The organism is Alistipes sp. AF14-19, assembly GCF_003461645.1.
Classification (GTDB): domain Bacteria; phylum Bacteroidota; class Bacteroidia; order Bacteroidales; family Rikenellaceae; genus Alistipes; species Alistipes shahii.
This window is the reverse complement of sequence record NZ_QTXM01000001.1, coordinates 355,952-380,120: the sequence shown is the minus strand read 5'-3', so window position 1 is coordinate 380,120 and position 24,169 is coordinate 355,952. Positions and strand designations below refer to the sequence as shown.

Sequence of the window (24,169 nt, the reverse complement as noted above, 5' to 3'; positions counted from 1 at the left end):
GGGAATTTTGGATTTCGGGTTCATTTCGTCTTTTCCGCCAGCACCGGAACGAATTCCGACACGGAGTACAGTTTGTTGCGGTTGCTGGCATTTACGGCCAGTCGTACGTAGCGGCCCGAAACGGTCCACTGCTCGACGGCGTAGGTTCCGGTCGTCGACGTGTTGGTCTTGTCGCCGAAGTCGAAGTCCTGGGCTTTCGTCCAGTTCTTGCCGTCGTCCGAAAGCTCGATGTAGCCGGCGCGGAGGTCGGTCACGTAGGAGTCGCTGCGGCGGACGAGCGTCATGCCGCACCAGTAGTACGTCTTGCCCATATCCCATACGGTCGATGCTTCGTTGGGGTTGATGTCGCCCTCTCCGGTGTTGTTGTAGCGGCTCTCCCAGCGGGTGACCAGATCGCCGTCGATCATCAGCTCGGGGCCGCGGCCGGTGTAGTAGGAGCTGCACGAAACGAGATTCCACTTGCTGCGGCTGTCGTAGATCGGGAGCAGCGAGATGTGGTAAAGCACCGTGTTCTTCTCGCCGATCTTGAATTTCGAATTGCTCTTGAGCCTTACGGCCAGCGTGTAGTAACGGTCTGCCGTCAGATTCGATTTGTCGATGTCGATGGTCGAAACCGCTTTGTTCGAGCCGGCTTTCAGGTCGGCTCCCGTGAAGGTGTAGGCGCTTTCGGGCAGCGGGATGTATTGCGTGCCGTGCTCGGCGTTATAGGCCGCGAGCACTGCATCGCCGTGTTCGTATTCCATCTCGGAATCCCACTTGTTGTTGAACTCGGTGTAGGCTGTGAATTCGAGCGTATTGGCGTCGGTGGCGCTCAAGTCGCTTTCCACGACACCGGCGTTCTCGGCCAGCACCTCGGTCTCCTGCATCCGGGGATTGATCAGGATGGTGTTCAGCTTCTCGTTGACCTCGGTTCCCGTGGCCGAGAGCCGCAGCGGAAGGACGTAGTCGTTCATGTAGGGCAGCGCCATGATCCCCTTGCAGTCGAGGCGGACGGTGAGGGTGGCGCGGCGGCCTTCGGCCGTGATCGAACCGGTGTCCTTGACGATCTGGTAGTACTCCTCGCCGAGCAGCGTGTAGGAGGAGCCGTTCGCGGCGTTGAGAGCCTCGACGGCATCGGGGTCGGGTACGACCTTCACCTCCGACGGCTGTCCGAAGTAGCCGCTGCTGTAAGCGTAAATGTTGTAGTCGATCGTCTCCTCCACGTCGTAATAGATTGCGTTCTGCACGCCGTTGTTGACGATGTAGACGCGCGGGTCGGTCAGGTTGTCGTTGCGGTGGTCTTTTTCGCAGGCGGTCAGCAGCAGCACACCTGCGAAGGGTATCAATATGTTTTTCAGTTTCATAATTATCCGGATTAGAGGGGTTTACCAGCCGTAGTTCTGCGTGCATTTCACACGGTCGAGTTCTTCCTGGGAAATCGGGAAGAGGTAGCAGCGCTTGGTGAAGACGCGGTTGCCGTCGCGGCCGCCGTCGTATTTGCAGATGACGCGCTGCCAGAATTCGCCGTTCGCCTTGTGGTCTTTGGCCGAGATGTTCATGCCGTAGACCGGCATGTTGTTGTCCGTCTCGGCCGTCATCCAGGTCCGCGTGTCGAAATAGCGCAGGTTTTCGAAGCACAGCTCGACCTGGCGTTCGCGGCGGATCAGTTCGCGCATCCTGGTCTGGTCGCCGGCGGCGTCGGGATAGACCTCCTCGATGTCGGGAACGCCGGCGCGTTTGCGGATCATGTTCAGGTAGAGCGTGATGTCCGCGTTCGACGGATCGTACTCGTTAAGCGCCTCGACGTAGTTGAGCAGGATCTCCGCATAGCGGAATACGGGGAAATCCAGGTAGCCATAGTTGCCGGTGGAGGTGTCGATCGACGGGTTGGTGAACTTATGCGCCAGATAACCCGTCGGCGGATAGTTGTGCGATTTTCCCGGACCCGAATTGCCGTTGAAATAGAACTGGACGTTGGCTGTTTTCTTGTTGGCTCCGTGCCAGGTCATGCCGCTCCAGAACACGTTGACGTAGAAGCGCGGTTCGCGGTTCTGGTACATTTTGAACGTCTCCAGTTCGTCGCCGTAGATCGGGTGCTTGAACTTCGAGAATCCGCTTTCGCTGTAACCTGCGTCGGGGTCGATGATCGGCCGCGCCTGGTCGCCGTCGGTGTAGCCCGTGATGGGGTAGCGGCCGTTGGCCATGGCGAACGCGTCGACCTGTTTCTGGGTTACGCCGTAGCCGCCGTAGGCCGTTCCGCCGACACTCGGGGGCGTGGTGACCACGCGCCACTGGTAGCCGCTGGCGATGCGCGTGTAGATCTTCTCCGTAGCGCCGCCGGTCCCGGAACCTACCGACGTGAAGAGCGTGTTGAAGCTGGCGTAGGGGTCCGTGCCGTCGGCGCCGACCAGCGAGTAGAGGTTCAGGTTCATAACGTCTTTGGCGGCCTGGGCTGCCAGCTCCCATTTCTTTTCGTCGTACTGGGTCGGGAACAGGTGGTCGCCGTTTTTGTTGACGATACCCTTGTAGAGTTCGTTGCCGTTGAAGAGCTTGCGGGCCGAGTAGAGCAGCAGGCGGGCGCGTGCTGCCAGGGCGGCGCCTTTCGTGGCACGGCCGTAGTAGATGTCGGGCCAGCTGTCGGGCAGCCCCTTGGCGGCTTCCCAAAGCTCGTTCGCGACGTAGTTGACGCACTCGTCCCAGGTGTTGCGCTCGCGCTGGTCGAGTCCGCTCTGCGTGAAGTCCACCGGATCGTCGCCGATGAGGAAGACGGGACCGTAGACGGGCAGCATCATGGCGTAGAAATGCGCGCGCAGGAAGCGGGCCTCGTTGTAGTAGTAGCCCTTGTCGACATCGTTCAGTTCCTCCGGAGGGCACTTGTGGACGTTCTGCATGAAGTAGTTGGCTTCGCGGATGCCCTTATAGGGCGTGTTGTAGGTGTCGTCGCGGTAGATGTGTAGCGATGGGTTCCACGAGTTGTAGTTGATCTGGGTGTAGGACCGGTCCAGGTAGGCGAACGAGGTCTCGTCCGAGCTGGCCTCCCAGGGGATGTCGTTGCTGTTCGACACGCAGGCGGGAGCTTCGTAATCCGGCTGGTAGGAGTAGATGTTGGTCAGGTATTGGAGCGTGGTCTTCTGCTTTTTGAATATGTTGTCCGAAGTCAGCGGCTCGTCGGGCTGGCGGTCGAGGTATGAGTCGCAGGAAGCGAGCATGGCTCCGGCTGTCAGGAACAGGGCGAATGTTTTAATCGTGTTTTTCATGGTTGTTGCCGGTTAGGGGTTAGAAACCGATCGTGAGACCGAGGTTGATGATCCGGTTGTTCGGGTAGTTGGTGGCTCCGGTTTGCAGGTCGGGGTCCCACAGCTTGAAGGGGCTGAACGTGAATAGGTTCACACCCGAGAGGTAGACGCGCAGGCTCTGCATGGCGATCTTGTTGGCGATGCGTTTGGGCAGCGTGTAGCCGAGCTCGAGGTTCTTCAGGCGCAGGTAACGTCCGTTGGCCATCCAGAAGGTCGACAGCTGGTTGTTGTTGTCGATGGCGCCGGTCGTCATGCGCGGGTATTTGGCGCCGGGGTTCTCCGGAGTCCAGGTGTTGCCGTAGAGGTCGGCGAATACGCTCGACTCCTTGAGGTTGCGGCCGACGAACGCCTGCGTCTGGTCGGTGAGGGTCGAGAAGCTGACATGCGCCACGCCCTGGAAGAATGCCGACAGGTCGAATGCCTTCCATTGCAGCGAGAAGCCGAATCCGTAAACGATCTCGGGGATGTCCGAGTAGCCGATGGGCTTCGTGTCGTAGTTGTCGACGATGCCGTCGCCGTTGAGGTCGAGGTATTTGATGTCGCCCGGTTTCACCTCGCCGAAACTCTGTTTGGCCCACGAGTCGATGTCTTCCTGATCCTGGAAGAGTCCGGCGGCCACCAGGCCGAATTTCTGCCACTGCATCTGGCCGCTGTGGTTCATGTAGGTATAGGCGTAATCAGGCTCGTCCTGGTCCATGATCCGGTTGCGTGCGTAGGTGAAATTGCCGCGCACGGTGAGGTGGAGGTCCTTGCCGAGCGGTTGGTGGTATTCGAGCGAGGCGTCGATGCCGCTGTTGCGCATCTTGCCGATGTTCACCCAGGGTTTGGTGCTCAGACCCACGTACATGGGGATGGATTTGCGCTGGAGGAAGATGCCCTCGCGGTTTTCCTTGAAATAATCCACCGATATGTTCAACTGGTTGAAGAACGAGAGGTCGGCGCCGAGATTGAGCTTCTTGGCCTTTTCCCAGCCTACGTTGGGGTTCGGGAATTCGCCGAGGCGGACCGAGGTGTACTGGCTGGGCGTCGTGCCGAAATAGTATTTGCCGCCGCCGATCACGGTTTCGTTGTAGATGAAACGGCGGTCGCCGCCGATCTGGTCGTTGCCCACCAGACCGTAGGAGGCTTTGAGTTTGACCATGCTGACCACGTCGCGGATCGGTGCGAAGAATTTTTCGTTCGAGACGACGTACCCCACGGCGATCGACGGGAAGAAACCGAAGCGGTGGTTGGGCGAGAAGTTCTCCGAGCCGTTGTAGCCGAAGTTACCCTCGACGAAGTAGCGGTTGTCGTAGTTGTAGGTGATACGGCCCGCAATGCCCTGATGGCGGTAGGGAAGCGCTTTTTCCGAGTTGTTGGCGCTTTCGCCCACGTAGTTCTTCTGCGACTGCTGGAAGAGGAACATGGCCGATAGGTCGTGCTTGCCGAAGGTGCGTGCCCAGTTGGCCACGGCTTCGAAGTAGACCGAACGGTAGCCCTTGTTGGTCTGCTTGTAGGTGAGGTTCTCCTCGCCGATCTTCGTCTGGTTGAATTCGAGTTCGCCCGCTTCGTTGCGGCCGGTGGCCAGCCATTGGGGCGAGGTTTTCGTGCGGCTCAGGTTGTTCTCGTTCTTGGCGTCGAACGAACCCTTGATCGAAACGGTAAGGCCCTTGGTCACCCAGTCGCCCAGGTCCTGCGTCAGCACGAACAGCGACTGCGCCGTGTTGTAGAAGATTTCGCGGTAACCGGTCTGCGTCAGCAGCGCATAGGGGTTCTCGCCCTGTCCCGACGCCGGGCCGGCCAGGTAGCCGTTCGAATAGACGTCCGGGAAGGCGTTGGCTGCGGTCTTGAGCGCATAGCCCCAGATGCCGTTGGCGCCGGTGGCGCTCGAACCCGGTTCGTTCTTGCGTTCGAACGTGGTGGCCAGATTGACGTTGAGCTTGGTGTATTTGTGGAGCTGGACCTCGACGTTCGACCGGAAGTTGAACCGACGGTAGAAGACCGACGTGTTGTACCCCTTCATGTTGTCGGCCTTGAACAGGCCGTCCTCGTTGTAGAAGCCGCCCGAGATGTAGTATTTGGCCGTCGAGCCGCCGCCCGAGATGTTGACGTTGATGCGCTGGTTGAACGAGTAGTCCTTGTAGAGCCGATCCACCCAGTCGATGTTGGGGTGCAGGTCGGGGTCCGAACCGTCGCGGAACATCTGGATGTCCTTCTTCGAGTAGAAGTCGTATCCGGCCGCCGCATTGTACATCTCGGCGAACTGGACGGCGTCGATCATGTCGGGAATCTTGGTTGGCTGCACCATGCCGGCCTCGAACTTGATGTTGATCTGCGGCTTGCCTACGATACCTCCGCGGGTGGTGACCAGCACGACGCCGTTGGCGCCGCGTACGCCGTAGACGGCGGTCGCCGCGGCGTCCTTGAGGATCGAGAACTCCTTGATGTCCTCGATGTCCACCAGGTCGAGGTCGCGCTCGATGCCGTCGACCAGCACCAGCGGCGACTTGTTCGAGCCGAAGGTGCTGATGCCGCGGATCCAGAAGGTCGACGAGGCGCCCGGTTCGCCCGAACGCTGTACGGAGATGACGCCCGCGAGCTGTCCGGCCAGGTTGTTCGAAATCTTGCCCGTGGGCATCTTGATGTCGTTGACCGGAACGGAGGCTATCGAGCCGATGATGCTGGCCTTTTTCTGGGTGCCGTAGCCGACGACGACGACCTCTTCGAGGTTGTTGTCCGGCGAAAGGGAGATCACTTTCGGAATGCGGTCGATCGGGAACTCCTGCGTCTGGTAACCGACGTAGGAGACGGTCACGAAGCCGAAGTTGCCGGAGAACGAATAGTCGAACGAACCGTCCGATGCGGTGCTCGTGCCGAGTGCCGAATCCTTGATCCAGATCGTGGCGCCGATGATCGGCTGCCGGGTCGCGGCATCGAGCACCTGGCCCGCGATGTGCTGTTTTCGCGGCGCGGCCGGGGCTGCGGATGCGGGGCTTTGTGCCTCCGCACGGGTCAGGATGATGTTGTTCTGACGGATGATGTAGGTGATGCCGGTTCCGCGCAGGGCTTCGTCGAGCAGCTGGGAAACCGATTTCGTCGATTTGGCGATTTTTACGGGGACGTTGTCCGCCAGGTTGCCCTGGTAGGAGATCCGGTAGGAGGTCTGCGATTCGATCTCCTGAATCAGCCCTTTCAGGCTGGTTACGTTTTCAACGCGGACCGAAGTCTGCTGGGGCGACGGCGCCGCCTGCATTCCCCCCCCCACGGAATAAGGAGTGTCAGGCATGCTGCCAGTAGATACCAGGCATGCCGCATACGGAGTAACTTTTGTTTCATAGAGGTTTGGTTAAGATTGGATTATTTGTGAATGGTGATTTTTTCGCCGTTGCGGTTGAAACGGGTGTTCGTCGAAAGCGTCAGCACTTCGAGGATATGGTCGATCGGCATGTTGAAGTCGAGCGTTCCGGTAAACTGGATGTTTTTGAGCGCCTCGCTGCGGAAGGCGACGCCGATGCCGTAGAAATCCTCGATCACCCCGGCGATTTGCGCCAGGTCGACGTGGCGGAACGTGCGCAGCCGCGCGGCCAGCTCCGCCTCCACGTTGACCGTTTGCAGCGTCAGGTCGTTGTCCGTGGGGTTGTAGGAGACTTTCTGCCCCGGGTGCAGAGCCACGACGTGGTCCGCGGCGCGGAAATCGACGGCTCCCTCGACCAGTACGGTTTCGACGTCGGAGCTGTCGTCGTAGGCTTTCAGGTTGAATTTGGTTCCGCGGACCACGACTTCGGCGTCGTGGACCGTGGTGACGGTGAACGGCGCGCCGTTGCGCTTGCTGACTTCGAAAAAGGCCTCGCCGGTGAGGTGCACCGTGCGGTTCCCGTCGTCGAACGAGGCCGGATAGTTGAGCTGCGAACTGCGGGTGAGCCGGATGACGGAGCCGTCGGGCAGCGTCACCGAGCAGTCGCTGCGCTCGGCGCTGACCGTGCAGATGCGGTCGTCCGGCCGGTTTTGGTAGAGATACATGCCTGCGACGATCACGCCCGCGACGAGGATGGCGGCGTAGCGCGCCGCGATCTGCCGCCATTGGGGCCTTGTTTTCGTGCGGCGCAGTTCGATGCGCCGCTGCAACGATCTGAAGGACTGGTCGGTGTTGACCGACGCGGCGGCACGGAGCCGGTCTCCGGCGAAGAGCACGAAGTAGAGCGCTTCGAGCCGGCGGCGGTTCTCCTCCGAGGTGTCGTACCAGTTTTCGATCTCGCGGTTGGCGGGTTCGTCGAGTTTCCCTTCGAGAAATTCGGTCAGCAGGTTGTCGTCGATCTCTTTCATAAGTTCGGTTTCTAACAGTAATACGGTTTTGGGGAAATAGTTACTAAACGAAAACCCGATTTTTTTTCGGGCTTTCGTTTTTATTGCATATGGTCGGTTGCAGGGGGCAGGGGTTTCAGTTGTTCCCGGGCATTTCGAAAAACAGCGCGATCAGCGGCAGGTAGTCCTTCAGCGCGACGCCGAGGACTTTGAGCGCCTGGCCGATATGGTAGTTGACGGTCTGGGGCGACACCTCCATCTCGGCGGCGATCTGCTGGTGGGTCATGCCCTGGAAGCGGCTCATCTCGAAGATGCGCCGGGTCTGCTCGGGGAGTTGGGCGAGCGCCTCGCGGTAGAGCCGTGCGAGTTCCGTGCCGAGGTAGAAGTCCGGGGAGTCGAACTGGTCGGCGAATCTCTTTTCCAACTGCTGGTGGACGCGTGAATGGACCTTCTGGCTGGAGATGCGGTCCAGCGACTTGTTGCGGACGATCATAAACAGAAGTCCTTTCAGCGAAAGTTCCTCCATCAGGCGGTCCCGGTTTTCCCAAATGTACAGCATCGTGTCCTGTACGATGTCCTCCGCCACGGGGAGGGATACCCAGCGCGAAGCGAAGCTGCACAATCCCTTGTAATAGAATCGGTAGCATGCTTCGAAACACTGCCGGTCCCCGGCGTTGAGCCGTCGGATGACCAGTCGGTTGTCGAGGATGTCGTATTTGGTGTTCAGGGACATAAACCGTCGTATCTCGCGTAATTCGGGAGGCTAAAATTACAATTTTTTCCGGAAAACGGGCCGGATTCCCGAAAAAAGGGCCACCTTTGCAGTAAAATGGAACCGGGCTGCCGGGAAGTCCGCGCCCCGGGATCGCCGTTTTACATCGCTTATGAATACCGTCTGGATCGTACTGCCTGTATTGATCGCGCTGATGTTTCAGCTCGGCATCGAACTCGACCGGCAGGCCTTCGCCGGTGTGGCCCGCCGTCCGGCGGCCGTTGTCGCGGGGCTGCTGGGCCAATTGGCGCTGCTGCCGTTCATCGCCTTCGGCGTGGGGCTGGCCTTCCGCCTGCCGCCCGTCTATTTTCTGGGACTGTTGCTCGTCGCCTGCTGTCCGGGAGGCAGTTCGTCGAACGTCTTTTCGATGCTGGCCAAGGGCGACGTGGCCCTTTCGGTGACGCTGACCGCTTTGAGCAGCCTCATCACGCTCTTCACGATTCCGCTGGTGATGGGTTTCGCCGCGCGTTTCGTCGCGGTGCATGCCGGTGCGGCCATCGAACTTCCGGTCGGGAAACTGCTGGTGCAGAACATCGTCCTGCTGTTCCTGCCGATGCTCTGCGGGGCGCTTTTCAGGCATTGGCGGCCCCGGGCGGCACGGCGTGTGCACGAGCTGCTGGGGCGTGTGGCCTTCCCGGCCCTGATGCTGCTGGCGGCGGTCTTTTTCGTGCAGTACGCCTCGACGATTCTGGAGAATCTCGGCGTGCTGGGTCTGGCCGCGGGTGCGCTGATCCTGCTGGCGATGGCGGGCGGATCGCTGCTGGCCCGCCTGTTCCGGCTCCGGCGGGCGGTGCGCCGCACGATCGTCATCGAGGTCGGGATGCAGAACGCTGCGCAGGCGATCGCCGTCGCCACCTCGCCGCTGATCTTCGACAGCGGCGAAATGGCCGTCCCGGCCATCGTCTACGCCCTCGTGATGAACGTGGTTCTGCTCTCGTACCTGAAACTGCTGCCGAAATGTACCGATGAAACGGCGTCGGAAGGCGCCTGACCGAGTATTTTTGCCGTATGAAATTCCTGAAAGTCGCTGTTTTGTTTTTCGGCCTGGCCGCGGCGTTTGCCGTGCGGGCGCAGGGCGGGACCTATCCCGTCAGCGGGCGGGTGATCGACCGTTTGAGCCGCCGCCCCGTGGCCTATGCCGCCGTGGTGCTGGCCGGGCAGGAGCAGAAGGGAGCCTCGACCGACTCGCTGGGGAGGTTCCGCATCGAGCGCGTGAAGCCGGGCATCTGGCGGCTGGCGGTCTCGTCGGTGGGCTACAAGAGCCTCACGACGCCCGAATACATGGTCTCGGCCGCCACGCCCTTTATCGAAGTCGAGCTGGAGGAGGATGCCGCGCAGCTGGAGGCCGTGACGGTCCGTCCGTCGCCGTTCCGCGTCACGGCGGAGAGTCCCGTAAGTTTGAAGGTGATCGGCCTGCGGGAGATCGAGAAAAGCCCCGGCTCGAACCGCGACGTGTCGCGCATCGTGCGCTCGTATCCCGGCGTGGCCTTCTCGCCCGTGGGGTATCGCAACGATTTGATCGTGCGCGGCGGCGGGCCTGCGGAGAACAAGTTCTACATGGACGGGATCGAAATCCCGAACATCAACCATTTCGCCACGCAGGGGGCGACGGGCGGTCCGGTGAGCATCGTCAACGCCGACCTCGTGCGCGAAATCAGTTTTTATACGGGAGCCTTTCCCGCCGACCGGGCCGGGGCGTTGAGTTCCGTGCTGGACTTCAGGCTCCGTGACGGCAATGCCGAAAAGCAGACCTTCAAAGCGACGTTGGGCGCCTCGGAAGTGGGGTTGAGCGGCAGCGGGCACATCGGCGGCAAGACGACTTATCTGTTTTCCATCCGCCAGTCCTACCTGCAACTGCTGTTCAAACTGCTGGGGCTGCCCTTCCTGCCCAACTACATCGACGGGCAGGCGAAAGTCAAGACACGCCTTTCGGAGCGCGACGAGCTGACGGTGCTGGCCCTTGCGGGATTCGACAACATGCGTCTCAACGTCGACGAGAAGGGGGAGGACGCCGAATACCTGTTGAGCTACCTGCCCCGTATCCGGCAGGAGACCTTCACGGTGGGGGCTTCGTGGCGTCACTATGCGGGCCGCCACGTGCAGACCGTGACCTTGAGCCACAACTACCTGAACAACCGCAACCTGAAATACCTGCGCAACGATGATTCGTCGGAGGACAACCTGACGCTCCGGCTGCGCTCCGTGGAGCAGAAGACCACGCTCCGGGCCGAGAACCGCACCTATCTGGGCCGCTGGACCGTCCGCGAGGGCGTCGAGGTGAATTATTCCGACTACACGAACCGCACGCTGCAACGGCTCTATACCGACAGGACGCAGTTGTCGGACTACCGGACCCGGCTGGGAATCGTCGGCTGGGGGCTGTTCGCCGGGGCCGAATACGCCTCGGCCGACAAGCGGTTCACCGCCTCGGCGGGCCTGCGCGCCGACGGGTGCGACTACTCGGGACGTATGGCGCGGGTGTGGCGTCAGCTGTCGCCCCGGGCCTCGGTCTCCTATGCGGTAGGTCCCGGCTGGTCGGTGAGCGGCAGCGCGGGACTTTACTGCCAGCTGCCGCCCTACACGGCGTTGGGATTCAAGGAGGAGGACGCGCTGGTCAACCGATCGCTCGATTACATGCGCGTCGGGGTCTTCAGCGCGGGTGTCGACTGGCGGCTGCGCGACCGGCTGATCGTCTCGGTCGAGGGATTTTACAAACGCTACGGAGATGTGCCGCTGTCGGTGGCGGACGGGATTCCGCTCTCGTGCAAGGGCAACGATTACGGCGTGGTGGGCAACGAGAAGCTGGTCTCCTCGGCGCAGGGGCGCGCCTACGGCGTCGAGGCGATGGCCCGCTGGCAGATTCCGGGGCGAGTGAACGTCGTGGGGTCGGTGACCGTGTTCCGCTCGGAGTACCGCAACGACCGGCAGGCCCCGTGGATCGCCTCGGCGTGGGACAACCGTTTCGTGGTCAACGTCAGCGGAACCTACGACCTGCCGCGCCACTGGAGCTTCGGTGCGAAGTTGAGCGCCGTGGGCGGTGCGCCCTACACGCCCTACGACGTGGAGCGTTCGTCGCTCGTCGAGGCGTGGGATGCGCAGGGACGGCCCTACTACGACTATTCGAAATACAACGCCGGGCGGCTCGACGCCTTCGCCCAGCTGGACGTGCGCGTCGACAAGGTGTTCTACTTCCGCCGCTGCATGCTGGGCGTCTACATCGACCTGCAAAACGTTGCGGGCGGTCGTTTGCGCCAGCCCGACGTGCTGATGTCCACGGGGGAGATCGAAAATCCCTCGGCTCCGGCGTCGGAGCGGCGTTACCGCATGAAATACCTCGAACAGGTGAGCGGCACGCTGCTCCCGACGCTGGGCCTGACGGTCGAGTTTTAAGCCTCCGGCGTCCGCCGGGCGTTCCGTTTGTCCATTGAGAAACTGATGATGAAGGGGATCGCGAGGAAGACCGCCGTGCCGGTCACCACCAGCCACGTGTACGTCGCCGGACTGCCCACGGGCAGCTGCGAAGGCGGGAAGAAGGTGACGATGAACGAGAACAGCACGGCGAGGAACCCCACGCCTCCGATCAGCCACATGCCCGTGTTTCCGCCCGGCACGCGGTAGCTGCGGATAAGCTTGGGCTGCGTGTAGCGCAGGCGGATTCCTGCGGCGTACATCATCATGTACATGATCAGATACAGTCCCACGGTCAGGGCGCTCAACAGGAAGAACGCCACGCTGACGTCGTCCATCACGATGTAAAGCGACGAGAGGAGCGTCACGATGCAGCCCTGGATAATCAGTATGTTGAGCTGCACGCCGTTCTTGTTGGTCTTCTGGAGGAAGCAGGGCAGAGCACCGTCCCTGGCCGTCCACAGCAGGCCGCGGCTGGGGCCCGAAATCCACGACATCACGCCCGCCAGCGCACCGAAGGCCACGAGCAGTCCCATGACGTTCGAGAGCCATCCCACGTGGTAACGTTCGAAAGCGATCTGGAAGGTGGTGAACAGCCCCGACTGGAGGTTGATCTGGTCGTAGGGGGTGATGATGGCCACGGCCAGCGCGCCCAGCGTGAACAGTCCGAACGAGATCAGCGCCGCGAGGAACATCGCCCGTGGGAACTGCGTCTGGGGTTTGGCCAGTTCCGGAGCGTGCACGGCGTGCACCTCCACGCCGGCGAACAGCAGCAGGATGCCCGCCAGGAACGCGATGTCGCTCATGCCCGTGATGTGGGGGAAGAGACGCGGGTGGACGTGCTGCGCGGCGTCGACGTTGACGATCTGCGAGACGCCGGCCGGAATCTCCTTCAGGGCGATTTCGTTGCCGCCGGCCATCCAGATGACCGCCATCACGATCACGACGACGCCCGGGAGCACCGTGCCGATCAGAAATCCCTTCGAGGTGATGCCCGAGATGGCCGACGTGCCGCGCAGGGTCACCAGCGTCGCGCACCAGTACATCGCAATCGAGAACAACCCGACGTACAGCCCGTTCTGCGCCAGAGCCGGAACGCCGATCATGTAGGCGATCGACGCGGCGGCGAATCCCAGTACGGTGGGATACCAGACGACGTTCTGAATCCATTGCAGGAAGATCGCCGAGAAGCCCAGGTGGCGGTTGAAAGCCTCCTTGACCCAGGTGTAGACGCCGCCGCCGCGGTCGGCGAAGGCGCTGCCCAGTTCGGCGCCAACGAGGGCTGCGGGAATCAGGAAGAGGAACGTCGCGAAGAAAATGTAGAAGAACATCGTCAGTTCCTCCTGGGCCATCATCGGGAGCCCGCGCAGGCTGATGACGGCCGCAGCGGTCATCAGCGCCAGCTGCGTCGTGGTGATATTTTTACGTTTTGCCATGGTGGGTAGGTTGGATTTTGCTGTTTTCCCTCGTCGTCCGCCGCACAGTTTTCGTGCCGGAGCGCATTGCCGCCCCGTGAAATCGGCAGCCGGAGCGTTGCAAAGAACCGATCGGAACACCGGGCGGCTTTTTCGTACCCTGCGCACGCGGGAACGGCGCGCCCGGCATGCGGACGCAAAAACAGCAGGGAATCTCGCGATTGCCTGCTGTCCCCGGAGGTCGCCCTCCTAAAACTACTAACCCAAACTTAAATAAATGAAGAAACCTCACTGCGGTTGCTGTGCCGCAGCTGACCGGAATAAGTACAAAGCGCGTGCCGAACCTGCAATCGCCGTCCGCCGGGGACCGTTTGGCCGATTATCGGGTCTTGTCGTGGAATTTTCACCGGAATAATTTTGGTTTTATTTCTTTTTATTGTTTTATTTGTGGCATATGCCTGATGATAGTGCCTTTAAAGGAAAATTTGCAGCCTTCGCCGTTGCGGGAGCCGATGCTACGACCCGCGTGGTGTTCGCCCCGGCGGTCAAAAGCAAGAACCGCGTGCCGTTCGATAACTTCCGCGCCGAATCGTTAACCCGTTAATTTGAAAGACAATGAAGAACCTGAAACTGTTTTTGTTGGGCCTTATGCTCTGCGCGGCGCTGCCGTCGCAGGCATGGGACCGCACGCGTCACGATGCCATCGCCTACATCGCCGAGTGCAACCTGACGCCCCGGGCGAAGAGGAACATCGCCCGCTACCTCGACCATTCGATCGTTTACTACGCTTCGTGGATGGACAAGTACCGCGACACCCCCGAATTCCGCAATGTCGAGCACGTGAGCTACGTGGATGCCGACATGCAGCTGGTCGACACGCTGCGCAAGGGAAAAACCAACTGTGTCGTGGAGCTGATGCACGCCATCGACCGGCTGAAGGACTACCGGAACATGAGCGACTCGCTCGTGCGGTTGAACCTAATGTATGTCATTCACATCGTGGGCGACATGCACTGCCCTTCGCATGTCAAGTACCCCGGTTGCAAGAGCGGCCGTGCGGACCTCAACGGGAAAAAGATGTCCTACCATGCGATGTGGGACTGGGGCGTGCTGGACGGCGCCCACGGCTGGAGTTACAGCGAGTACCGGCTGCTGCTGGACACCTTCTCCAAACGCGAGAAGGCCGGGATGGCCAAGGGTACGCCCCGCGAATGGCTGTACGAAACGGCCGTCGCCTGCCGGGTGATCTACGACTGGCAGCGGGCCGACGGGACCTACGGCAAGCAGTTCGTGACGGACACTTACCTGCTGCCCGAACGCCAGCTGATCCTGGCGTCGTATCGTCTGGCCGCCGTGCTCAACGACCTGTTCGGTTAGTGATGCCCTCCGGGGATAAAAAAACAGCAGGGAATCTCACGATTGCCTGCTGCCCCCAGGAGGTTGCCCTCCTAAAACTACTAACCCAAACTTAAATAAATGAAGAAACCTCACTGCGGTTGCTGTGCCGCAGTTGACTGAAATAAGTACAAAGCGCGTGCCAAAGTCGCGCCGCCGTCTGCCGGAAAAGGGACGCATCGTGGTCGGAACGGTCCGCTGCGCAGAGCGGCGGGGCGCGTTTCGCGGAAATATTCCGCCGGATCGCTTGCTTCCTGCCGATAAAAGTGTACCTTTGCCGTGCAATGGTTTCCCCGTGGAGGGGAATTAAAAGGGAATGCCGTGTGAATCGGCAACAGTTCCCGCTGCTGTGAGTCCCGCCCGCAAGGGCTTTTTCGTTGCGGCATTCTTGAGCCACTGGTCCTCCGGGACCGGGAAGGCGCCGCCTCGGGGGACAAGTCAGAAGACCTGCCTTGCGCGATAGGGTGTTTGCTCCTGCGGAGAAAGGGAGCGCCTGAAGTCGTCGCCGGCGGTTTTTCCGTGCGTCCTTATTTGCTTCGGCCCTCTTTTTCCTGTTGCTGCGAACCTCTTCGGACAGACTTTTTTACGGTTGGATGAGGAAGTCGTCGCCATGCTTTGCCGGGTCGTCATGCCTGTTTTTGCCTGCGCGGTATTCTCCGTGAAGTCTGTCCCTTACGGACGGAACAGATGGAACCATTAACTAAAAAACAAGGTATGATGAAAAAATTATTTGTGATCTGCTCCTGGGCGCTGCTTCTCGGCGGCTGCAAGAGCGAATCCGGGGCTTCGGACCCGGATGGAGACAAACCTGTTCCCCCCCCCTCGGCCGAACTGTTGCAAAAGATCGAAGACCTGAATGCGGGCCTGGTCTCGCTGAAGACGCTGGCCGGAGCCGTGTCGCAGTCGGAAGTGCGGTCGCTGGCCGAGACGGAGGACGGCGTGCGCCTTACGTTCTGCGACGGGACCGAAGTGACGGTAGCCTGCAATGCGGCGGCGGAAGCGCCGCTGATCGGCATTGCGGTCGATGGGGATGCGTATTACTGGACACTCGCCGCGGAAAAGGATATTCCCTGGCTGAAAGATGCCGCCGGAGCGAAAATGCCTGTTTCGGGGCCTGTCCCCGTCGTGGGGCGCGATGATAAAGGTTTCTGGACCGTGACGACGGACGCCGCCGTGACGCCGTGGCAGATCGAGGACGGCTCCGGAAATCCGGTCGAAGCCACGGGCGACGAGCAGGTGGAGTTGTTTCGGTCGGTAAAGGCCGGAAACGGCCGGGTGGAAATCGCGCTGACGGACGGCGGGACTCTTTCGGCGGCGCAGGTCAACGACTTGAGCGTTGCGGGGACGGCCAACTGCTATGTGGTTTCGGCGCCCGGAACGTATGTTTTCAATGCCCGGGTACGCGGAAACGGAGCCGGCGAAGGGGTCGGATTCGAGCCGGCGATCGAGATGGCGGACGGCATGACGGCCGACTGGCTGTGGACCGACTCCGAAGGACTCGTTTCGGGAGTCGCCCTCGACACGACCTCCGGCGATATTTTCCTCACGGTCGGCGAAGGCAGGGGCAACGCGCTGGTCGCCCTGATGCAGGACGGAAAGGTCGTCTGGAGCTGGCATGTCTGGGTGACCGACGCTCCGCAGACGATGACCTACGGGAACGGGACGGTCTTCATGGACCGCAACCTGGGCGCCGCAGGTACGACCGCAGGCGGTACGGACGCTTACGGCATGTATTACCAGTGGGGGCGCAAGGACCCGTTCTACGGGGGCGAGAAAACGGAAACTTCGGCCAATGCGTTCCTCGAAGCAAAGAACGGCACGGTGGTGAATCCCGCTTATCCGGCGCTGGACTGGGCTTTCAGCAAGAGTGCGACGACGACCGACGGGGCTGCCGCCAATCCCATGACGTTCTACAACGATAAGGTCGGAACCGGCTATAACTGGCTTGCGTCGCCGAACGCGACATTGTGGGGTGAGGCCAAAACGCTCAACGACCCTTGCCCGCCGGGGTACAGGGTTCCTGGAACCGGTGCATGGGAGGATCTGATTTCGGGACGTCAGTACATCGACGGCGTTTCGGTATGGGACGGAACGAACTACGGTATGACCTATACCCACGGGGGACAGACGGCCTGGTATCCGGCGCAGGGCTATCGCAATTACAGTTCGGGCGCCATCGTGGGGCTGCGCAGCTCGACCGGCGGTTCGGGCGCTTACTGGTCGGCGGAAACCTCTTCGGTCAAATCCTATTACCTCTTCTTCCGCAGCAAACTGTCGAGCAGCGGTTCGATCAATAATGAACTGGACATGAACCGGTCTTACGGCTATACGGTGCGTTGCTGCAAGGAGTGACGGTCCGTCGGGACGAATAAAGGCAGGACGCTTTCGGGTCCTGCCTTTGTTTTCGATGCCGGTTCCGGCCTACCGGAACACGCCCGTGTAGGTCGAGGGCGAGAGGGCGCGCAGCTCCTCCTTGACTGATTCGGCGACGTCGAGCGTTTCGATGAATGCCGCGATCGACTCGCGGGTGATGTGGGCGTTGGTCCGCGTCAGGGCCTTCAACGCCTCGTAGGGCTTCGGGAAACCCTCGCGGCGCAGGATGGTCTGGATGCCCTCGGCCACCACGGCCCAGTTGTTCTCCAGGTCGCGCGCCAGCGCCTCGGGGTTGAGGATCACCTTGTTCAGCCCCTTGAGCAGCGATTGCAGGGCGATCACCGCGTGGGCCATCGGCACGCCGATGTTGCGCAGCACGGTCGAGTCGGTCAAATCGCGCTGGAGGCGCGAGACGGGCAGCTTCGAGGCGAGGTGCTCGAAAACAGCGTTGGCGATGCCGAAGTTGCCCTCGGCGTTCTCGAAGTCGATGGGGTTGACCTTGTGGGGCATGGCGCTCGATCCGACCTCCCCGGCCTTGATCTGCTGTTTGAAGTACTCCATCGAAATATAGGTCCACATGTCGCGCGAGAGGTCGATGAGAATGGTGTCGATGCGCTTCATGTTGTCGAAGATCGCCGCCAGGTTGTCGTAGTGCTCGATCTGCGTGGTGTACTGCGAACGGCACAGCCCCAGCGTCTCGTTCACGAATCGGTTGGCAAAAGCCACCCAGTCGATTTCGGGGTAGGCTGCGCGGTGGGCGTTGAAGTTGCCCGTGGCGCCGCCGAACTTGGCCGGAACGGCGATGTCGTGGAGCATGAACAACTGCTTTTCGAGCCGCTCGACGAATACCGAAAACTCTTTGCCCAGCGAGGTCGGCGAGGCGGGCTGCCCGTGCGTGCGCGCCAGCATCGGAACCTCGCGCCACTGCTCGGCGAACGACGCCAAAGCGTCGCGGACCTCCTCGACGACGGGGTAGTAGACGCCCGTCATCGCCTCCCGGAGCGAGAGCGGAATGGCCGTGTTGTTGATGTCCTGCGACGTGAGGCCGAAATGCACGAACTCCTTATAGGCCTCCAGCCCGAGGGTGTCCATTTTCTCCTTGATGATGTACTCGATGGCCTTTACGTCGTGGTTGGTCACCGACTCGATCTCCTTCACGCGCCGGGCATCGGCGTCCGAGAAATCGAGGTAGAGCGCGCGCAGGGCGGCGAACTTCGAGCGGTCGATGCCGGTCAGCTGCGGCAGCGGCAGTTCGCACAAGGCGATGAAGTATTCCACTTCGACGCGGATGCGGTAGCGGATGAGGGCCTGCTCCGAAAAATAATCGGCTAATTTCTCCGTTTTATTACGGTAACGCCCGTCGACGGGCGAGATGGCGGTGAGGGGAGTTAACATATGGGATTGTGATTTGTTTTTCGTTTCCAGACGCCAAATTTACGACATTTAATTGAAATACGCATAATTTTCCATACCTTTGTGGAGATGTAAACCGAAATCGGAATGAATTTCATATTGGCAATCATCGACTCCCTGGCGGGCTTCGTGCAGCGCAATCCGCTGACGATGCTCCTTATCGTCATACTGGCGCTCGGCGCCCCCGCGCTGCTCAAGGGCATCGCGCTGTTTATCTTGTATTTTCTTATGGGACTTGTTATTTTGGTCGTCGTGCTGATGCTGGCTTTCCGCTGGCGGATCTACAAGGTCCGCAAGCAGATGGAGCAGCAGTTCGGCGAAGGCTTCGGACAGCAGTCCGGACCGAAGGGATTCGGCGGTTTCGGCTCGCCCTTTGCAGAGCAGCCGCGCAAGGAGCGCGAAGGCGAGGTGAAGGTGCACAAAACCCCGGGAATGCCCGAGAAGCGCGTGTCGAAGGATGTGGGCGACTACGTCGATTTCGAAGAGGAAAAGCAGTAGCATGTTGAAGATTTTCGAACTCATAGGGCGCTATTTCATGCTGATGGGAAAGGTCTTTTCCCGTCCGGAGAAGGCCGCCATCTACCGCCGGCGAATCATTTTCGAAATGGAGTCGCTCGGTGTCAACTCGATCGGCCTGACGGCCATCATCTCGGTCTTCATCGGCGCGGTCATCACGTTGCAGATGTGCATCAACCTCGATTCGCCGTTCATTCCCCGCTCGCTGGTGGGTTACGCCACGCGCGAGACGATGATCCTGGAGTTTTCGTCGGCGGTCGTGGCGCTGATTCTCGCCGGAAAGGTCGGGTCGTCGATCGCCTCGGAGATCGGAACCATGCGCATCACCGAACAGATCGACGCGCTCGAAATCATGGGCGTCAACTCCGCCTCGTACCTCATCCTCCCGAAGATCGTCGCCGCGATGGTCTTCTTCCCCTTTCTGACGATCCTCTCGATCCTGATCGGCATTCTGGGCGGATACCTCATCGCCGCCGCGACGGGCATTATGATCCCCGCCGACTATGTCGACGGCCTGCTGATGGATTTCAAGCCCTATTCGATCACCTACACGCTGATCAAGACCGTCTTCTTCGCCTACATCATCACCTCGATTTCGGCCTTCTACGGCTACAACGCCCGGGGCAACTCGCTGGAGGTCGGCGCGGCTTCGACGCGCGCCGTGGTGGCCAGCTGCGTGGTGATTCTGCTTTTCGACCTGATCCTGACACAAGTCCTGCTTATATGATACGCGCCGAACATATCGTCAAGTCGTTTGACGGCCGGGTGGTGCTCGACGACATCTCGGTCGAATTCGAGACCGGAAAAACGAACCTCATCATCGGCCGCAGCGGCTCGGGAAAGACCGTGCTGCTCAAGACGCTGGTGGGCCTGCACGAACCCGATTCGGGCGACGTGTGGTACGACGAGGTGAACTTTTCGAAACTCGGTTTCCGGGAACGCAAAAGTATCCGCAAGGACATCGGCATGATCTTTCAGGGCGGGGCGCTGCTGGACTCCTCGACCGTCGTGGAGAACGTCAAGCTGCCGCTCGACCTCTTCACCTCGCAGAGCGAGCGGGAGAAGATGGAGCGCGTGAATTTCTGCCTCCAGCGCGTGCGGCTCGACGGGGCCAACGAACTCTATCCGGCCGAACTGTCGGGCGGCATGATCAAGCGCGTGGCCATCGCCCGGGCTATCGTGATGAATCCCCGCTACCTGTTTTGCGACGAACCCAACTCGGGACTCGACCCGCAGACCTCGATCGTCATCGACAACCTGATCCACGAGATCACCCAGGAGTACGGCATCACGACGATCATCAACACCCACGACATGAACTCCGTGATGGAGATCGGCGAGAAAATTGTATACATCCACGACGGCCGTAAGTGGTGGGAGGGGACGAAGGACGACATCCTGCATGCGGACAACCGCGAGCTGAACGATTTCGTCTTCGCCTCGGCCATGGCCAAACGGGCCAAACTGGCTGCGCAGTAGGCTTCCGCGGTGTTGTGCGCCTGAAGACGGCGGAGGTTTCCGGCGGACGGGTGCGTGCCGGGAAACGGATGCGTCCGCGGTTCGTAAAAAAATTTAATTTTTTATTTGCGTAAATTATATAAAGTATGTACTTTTGTGCTGTTAAAAAAATAACGCAATTTTTTATTAACAAATAATTCAAATTATTATGGCAACTATTAAAATCGGTATCAACGGCTTCGGTCGTATCGGCCGTCTGGTGTTCCGTGCCGCTTGCACGAACGACAACATCGAAGTGGTGGGCATCAACGACCTGGTTCCCGTGGACTACATGGCTTACATGCTGAAGTACGACACGATGCACGGCCGTTTCGACGGTACGGTGGATTTCAACGTGGAGAAGAGCCAGCTGATCGTAAACGGCAAGGCTATCCGCGTAACCGCCGAGAAGGACCCCGCAAACCTGAAGTGGAACGAGGTTAACGCCGAGTACGTGGTAGAGTCGACGGGTCTGTTCCTCACCAAGGAGAAGGCCGAGGCTCATATCGCAGCCGGCGCCAAGTACGTCGTTATGTCGGCTCCCTCGAAGGACGACACCCCGATGTTCGTATGCGGCGTGAACACCGATACCTACAAGGGCCAGACGATCGTTTCGAACGCATCGTGCACCACCAACTGCCTTGCCCCCATCGCCAAGGTTCTGCACGACAAGTTCGGCATCACCGACGGTCTGATGACCACCGTTCACTCGACCACCGCAACGCAGAAGACTGTCGACGGTCCCTCGATGAAGGACTGGCGCGGCGGCCGTGCCGCTTCGGGCAACATCATTCCCTCGTCGACCGGCGCTGCAAAGGCCGTAGGCAAGGTGATTCCCGAGCTGAACGGTAAGCTGACCGGTATGTCGATGCGTGTTCCGACCCTCGACGTTTCGGTTGTCGACCTGACCGTAAACCTGGCCAAGCCCGCCAAGTACGACGAGATCTGCGCTGCCATGAAGGAGGCTTCGGAAGGCGAACTGAAGGGCATCCTGGGTTACACCGAGGAGGCTGTCGTTTCGTCGGACTTCCTGGGCGACGCCCGCACGTCGATCTTCGACAAGGCTGCCGGTATCGCGCTGACGGACACCTTCGTGAAGGTCGTTTCGTGGTACGACAACGAGTGGGGCTACTCGAACAAGGTCCTCATGCTGATCGAGAAGATGGCCGCTTACAACAACAAATAGTCGTAAGCCATCCGATAGAAAAAGAGGGAACCAGCGATGGTTTCCTCTTTTCTTTATATCGGCTTCCGGGTCGGTCGGGAGCCTATTTTTTCGAATCGACCCGCATTTCGACCGAGGCGCCCGACCATTGGTTGATCTCCCGCTTTTCGGTGCGCAGGCGGCGTCCGGCATAGGAGATCCTCACCTCGATCCCGAAGGGCCTGGTCGCGTCGATTTCGTTGTCCGCGGGCAGCGTGTGGGGAATTATATATAGGTAGAGCACGAGGTGGTCGCACGGCATGGTTTGCAGCGCGGCCGTGCGGTCAGCGGCGATGTCTGCGGGGCGTTCGGCAAGGTTCGAGCCGACGTCGGCCACGGTCGATGCCGACGAGGCGAATCCGATGCGCCGGCCGGCGGCGTCGAAACAGCCGCACATCAGCGCCGCATTGTACCGCCACCACCCTTCGTAGCGGCTCGTGACTTCGATTGTAAATCCTTTTTCGTCCATGTTCTGTCGGGGCCGCGCGGGCCGGATGCAGCGCCGGATCGGTTCGGCGGTCCGTGCGCGGACTATTTTTCCGTAAAAATAATACAACTGTCGTGCAACGCCAAATTTATTTGCGCCCCGCCGGGCCGGGAGTGCTAAAACTCGCGGTTTTCTTTGCAAATGTCTTATTTTTTCGTAACTTTGCGCACTAAATGTGCGTAAATGGAGGTAGCTCAACGATATTCGATTGCCTGGAAAGGGCTGAAAAACGGTCGTCACGACTTCCGTTTCGAGGTCGACAAGGCGTTGTTCGAAGCCTTCGAAAGCACGGAGATCAAGGACGGACGGTGTGAGGTCTCGGTCGGTGTGGACCGCTCGGAGAAGCAGCTCACGCTCGATGTCGGGATCACGGGTCATGTCGTCGTCGAATGCGACCGATGCCTGGAGGACTGCCGTGTGCCCATTGATTTCGAGGGGCAGCTGGTGGTGAAATTCTCCGACGAGGTGCACGAATACGACGGCGAGGTGATGTGGATGCTGCCGGGCGAGGACCGCGTGGAACTTGCGCAGTACATCTACGAAAGCATCGTGCTGTCGCTGCCCTACCAGCGGGTGCATCCCGAGGGGGAGTGCAACCCAGAGATGCTCGAACGCTTCCGGATCGTTTCCGACCGGGAGTTCGCGTCGATCGAGGCTGCGGCCGAAGGCGCCGGGGAGCGCGGCGGGGGCGAATGGGCCAAGCTGGCCGCCCTGCGCGAGCGGATGGAGGCCGAAGGCGCGGACGGCGAAGAAGGCGAAGGCGGCGAAGAACCCGGCGGCGCGAAATAAACACGGATAAAGATACGTTTAAACTTATAAATTATATTTAAAAATGGCACATCCTAAACACAAAGTCTCGTCGACGCGACGCGATAAGCGCAGAACCAACTACAAGGCTACCGTTCCGACGGTGGTTACCTGCTCGAACTGCGGCGCAGCGGTGCTCTATCACCGTGTATGCCCCGAGTGCGGCTTCTATCGCGGAAAGCTCGCCATCGAGAAGAAAGCTGCCGAATAATTCCGGCGCTCAAAAGAGTGCATCCCCGCGGGGAGTGCCTCTTTTTTAATTTATGAAGGTTCCCTTCCGGCTGCCTGAATCCCCGGTCGTGCATGTTTTCCGGGGGCGGGTCGGGAGCGGGACAGGATATCAACCAACACTCGTACGAGTATGATAAAGATTGGCGTAGATGCCATGGGCGGCGATTATGCACCCGAAGCGGCTGTCAAGGGAGCCGTCATGGCGCTCGATGCGATCGGGTCGGACAGCCGTATCGTGCTGTTCGGCGACGAAGAGAAAATTAAGTCCGTGCTCGCTTCGGAGGGATGTCCCGCCGAGCGGTTCGGAATCGTAGCGACCACCGAGGTGATCGAGATGGGCGACCATCCGGCCAAGGCTTTCCAGGCCAAGGCGGATTCGAGCATCACGGTCGGGTTTGGCTACCTGGCCAAGGGAGCTGTCGACGGTTTTGCGAGCGCAGGTTCGACCGGCGCCATGATGGTCGGTTCGATGTATGCCGTCAAACCGATCGAGGGTGTCGTGCGTCCCACGATTTCATCCATCGTTCCCACCATCGCAGGGCGTCCTGCGCTGCTGCTGGACGTGGGCCTGAATGTGGACTGCAAGCCCGAGGTGCTGGCGCAGTACGGCCTGATCGGCTCGATTTACGCCGAGGCGGTGCTGGGCATCGAGCGTCCGCGCGTGGCGGTGCTCAACATCGGCGAGGAGGAGACCAAGGGCAACGCCCAGACCAAAGCCACCTACGAACTGCTGAAGGCGGAGAGCCGGATCAATTTCGTGGGCAATGTCGAGGGTTCCTATCTCTTTTCGGGCAAGGTCGCCGATGTGATCGTCTGCGACGGATTCGTCGGCAACACGGCGCTGAAAATGGCCGAGGGCCTCTACCGCATCAACACGGCCTTGGGCTGCCGCAATGCCTTCTGGGACGCCATGAATTACGAAAACGTGGGCGGAACACCCGTCCTGGGCGTCAACGCGCCCGTTATCATCGGTCACGGATGCTCTTCGCCCCAGGCGATCCGGAGCATGATCCTTTCGACCGAACAGGTCATCAAGGCCGATCTGACAGCGAAACTGCAACGTGCGTTTCAAAATTAACCAAAACACGAAAAGCC

Annotated in this window: 19 protein-coding genes and 1 riboswitch; of the genes, 11 read left to right on the top strand and 8 right to left on the bottom strand. The window is 60.3% G+C overall.

Annotation, left to right across the window (positions count from 1 at the left end):
* Positions 1-20 precede the first annotated feature (20 nt).
* The 5 genes from DWW03_RS01630 to DWW03_RS01610 form a co-directional block, all read right to left on the bottom strand.
* Positions 21-1,343, bottom strand: a complete 1,323-nt coding sequence (locus DWW03_RS01630; protein ID WP_118406170.1) for a BT_3987 domain-containing protein — start codon at positions 1,341-1,343, stop codon at positions 21-23.
* 21 nt (positions 1,344-1,364) lie between these two features.
* Positions 1,365-3,236: a RagB/SusD family nutrient uptake outer membrane protein gene (locus tag DWW03_RS01625; RefSeq protein WP_118406169.1), complete on the bottom strand. Its 1,872-nt coding sequence runs from the start codon at positions 3,234-3,236 to the stop codon at positions 1,365-1,367.
* Positions 3,237-3,255: 19 nt separating this feature from the next.
* Positions 3,256-6,540 carry a SusC/RagA family TonB-linked outer membrane protein gene (locus tag DWW03_RS01620; protein ID WP_240046588.1) on the bottom strand — a complete coding sequence of 1,095 codons (3,285 nt, stop codon included), beginning with the start codon at positions 6,538-6,540 and terminating at the stop codon, positions 3,256-3,258.
* Positions 6,541-6,611: 71 nt separating this feature from the next.
* Entirely contained in the window at positions 6,612-7,577 is a 966-nt protein-coding gene (locus tag DWW03_RS01615; RefSeq protein WP_118406168.1) for a FecR family protein, read from the bottom strand.
* Positions 7,578-7,692: 115 nt separating this feature from the next.
* A complete protein-coding gene (locus DWW03_RS01610) occupies positions 7,693-8,289 on the bottom strand; it encodes an RNA polymerase sigma-70 factor (RefSeq protein WP_022062029.1) in 597 nt (198 codons plus the stop codon).
* 151 nt (positions 8,290-8,440) lie between these two features.
* Between DWW03_RS01610 and DWW03_RS01605 the strand changes: the two genes are divergently transcribed.
* Positions 8,441-9,319 carry a bile acid:sodium symporter family protein gene (locus tag DWW03_RS01605; RefSeq protein WP_118406167.1) on the top strand — a complete coding sequence of 293 codons (879 nt, stop codon included), beginning with the start codon at positions 8,441-8,443 and terminating at the stop codon, positions 9,317-9,319.
* A gap of 17 nt (positions 9,320-9,336) precedes the next feature.
* Positions 9,337-11,718 (top strand): TonB-dependent receptor, encoded by a 2,382-nt coding sequence (locus tag DWW03_RS01600; protein WP_118406166.1) that lies wholly within the window; start codon positions 9,337-9,339, stop codon positions 11,716-11,718.
* Here DWW03_RS01600 and DWW03_RS01595 read toward each other — a convergent pair.
* Positions 11,715-13,172 (bottom strand): amino acid permease, encoded by a 1,458-nt coding sequence (locus tag DWW03_RS01595; protein WP_118406165.1) that lies wholly within the window; start codon positions 13,170-13,172, stop codon positions 11,715-11,717. The genes DWW03_RS01600 and DWW03_RS01595 overlap by 4 nt on opposite strands.
* A 594-nt stretch (positions 13,173-13,766) precedes the next feature.
* On the opposite strand from DWW03_RS01595, the gene DWW03_RS01590 reads away from it, so the two are divergent.
* Both DWW03_RS01590 and DWW03_RS01585 read left to right on the top strand, forming a co-directional pair.
* Positions 13,767-14,528 (top strand): S1/P1 nuclease, encoded by a 762-nt coding sequence (locus DWW03_RS01590; RefSeq protein ID WP_022062024.1) that lies wholly within the window; start codon positions 13,767-13,769, stop codon positions 14,526-14,528.
* Positions 14,529-14,814: 286 nt separating this feature from the next.
* Positions 14,815-15,016, top strand: a riboswitch (cobalamin riboswitch).
* A 247-nt stretch (positions 15,017-15,263) separates the two neighbouring features.
* On the top strand, positions 15,264-16,898 hold the full coding sequence (locus DWW03_RS01585; protein WP_022062023.1) for a PL29 family lyase N-terminal domain-containing protein: 1,635 nt from the start codon (positions 15,264-15,266) through the stop codon (positions 16,896-16,898).
* Positions 16,899-16,967: 69 nt separating this feature from the next.
* Here DWW03_RS01585 and purB read toward each other — a convergent pair whose 3' ends face one another.
* Complete coding sequence (purB, locus tag DWW03_RS01580; protein WP_022062022.1) at positions 16,968-18,314, bottom strand: adenylosuccinate lyase; 1,347 nt, start codon at positions 18,312-18,314, stop codon at positions 16,968-16,970.
* A 105-nt stretch (positions 18,315-18,419) separates the two neighbouring features.
* Here purB and DWW03_RS01575 point away from each other — a divergent pair, with 105 nt between their 5' ends.
* From DWW03_RS01575 to gap, 4 genes are all read left to right on the top strand, one after another.
* Positions 18,420-18,830: a DUF4834 family protein gene (locus DWW03_RS01575; protein ID WP_022062021.1), complete on the top strand. Its 411-nt coding sequence runs from the start codon at positions 18,420-18,422 to the stop codon at positions 18,828-18,830.
* Position 18,831: 1 nt separating this feature from the next.
* Positions 18,832-19,575, top strand: coding sequence for an MlaE family ABC transporter permease (locus DWW03_RS01570; protein WP_022062020.1), 744 nt, complete (start codon positions 18,832-18,834; stop codon positions 19,573-19,575).
* Positions 19,572-20,327, top strand: a complete 756-nt coding sequence (locus tag DWW03_RS01565; protein ID WP_015547454.1) for an ABC transporter ATP-binding protein — start codon at positions 19,572-19,574, stop codon at positions 20,325-20,327. Before DWW03_RS01570 ends, DWW03_RS01565 begins: the two co-directional genes overlap by 4 nt.
* A 187-nt stretch (positions 20,328-20,514) precedes the next feature.
* A complete protein-coding gene (gene gap / locus DWW03_RS01560) occupies positions 20,515-21,531 on the top strand; it encodes a type I glyceraldehyde-3-phosphate dehydrogenase (RefSeq protein ID WP_015547455.1) in 1,017 nt (338 codons plus the stop codon).
* An 82-nt stretch (positions 21,532-21,613) separates the two neighbouring features.
* On the opposite strand, the gene DWW03_RS01555 is transcribed toward gap, so the two are convergent.
* A complete protein-coding gene (locus DWW03_RS01555) occupies positions 21,614-22,018 on the bottom strand; it encodes a hypothetical protein (protein ID WP_022062019.1) in 405 nt (134 codons plus the stop codon).
* Positions 22,019-22,219: 201 nt separating this feature from the next.
* On the opposite strand from DWW03_RS01555, the gene DWW03_RS01550 reads away from it, so the two are divergent.
* From DWW03_RS01550 to plsX, 3 genes are all read left to right on the top strand, one after another.
* Complete coding sequence (locus DWW03_RS01550) at positions 22,220-22,825, top strand: YceD family protein (protein WP_022062018.1); 606 nt, start codon at positions 22,220-22,222, stop codon at positions 22,823-22,825.
* A gap of 43 nt (positions 22,826-22,868) precedes the next feature.
* A complete protein-coding gene (rpmF, locus tag DWW03_RS01545; RefSeq protein ID WP_010264557.1) occupies positions 22,869-23,054 on the top strand; it encodes a 50S ribosomal protein L32 in 186 nt (61 codons plus the stop codon).
* A gap of 150 nt (positions 23,055-23,204) precedes the next feature.
* A complete protein-coding gene (gene plsX / locus DWW03_RS01540; protein WP_083810235.1) occupies positions 23,205-24,152 on the top strand; it encodes a phosphate acyltransferase PlsX in 948 nt (315 codons plus the stop codon).
* Positions 24,153-24,169 lie beyond the last annotated feature (17 nt).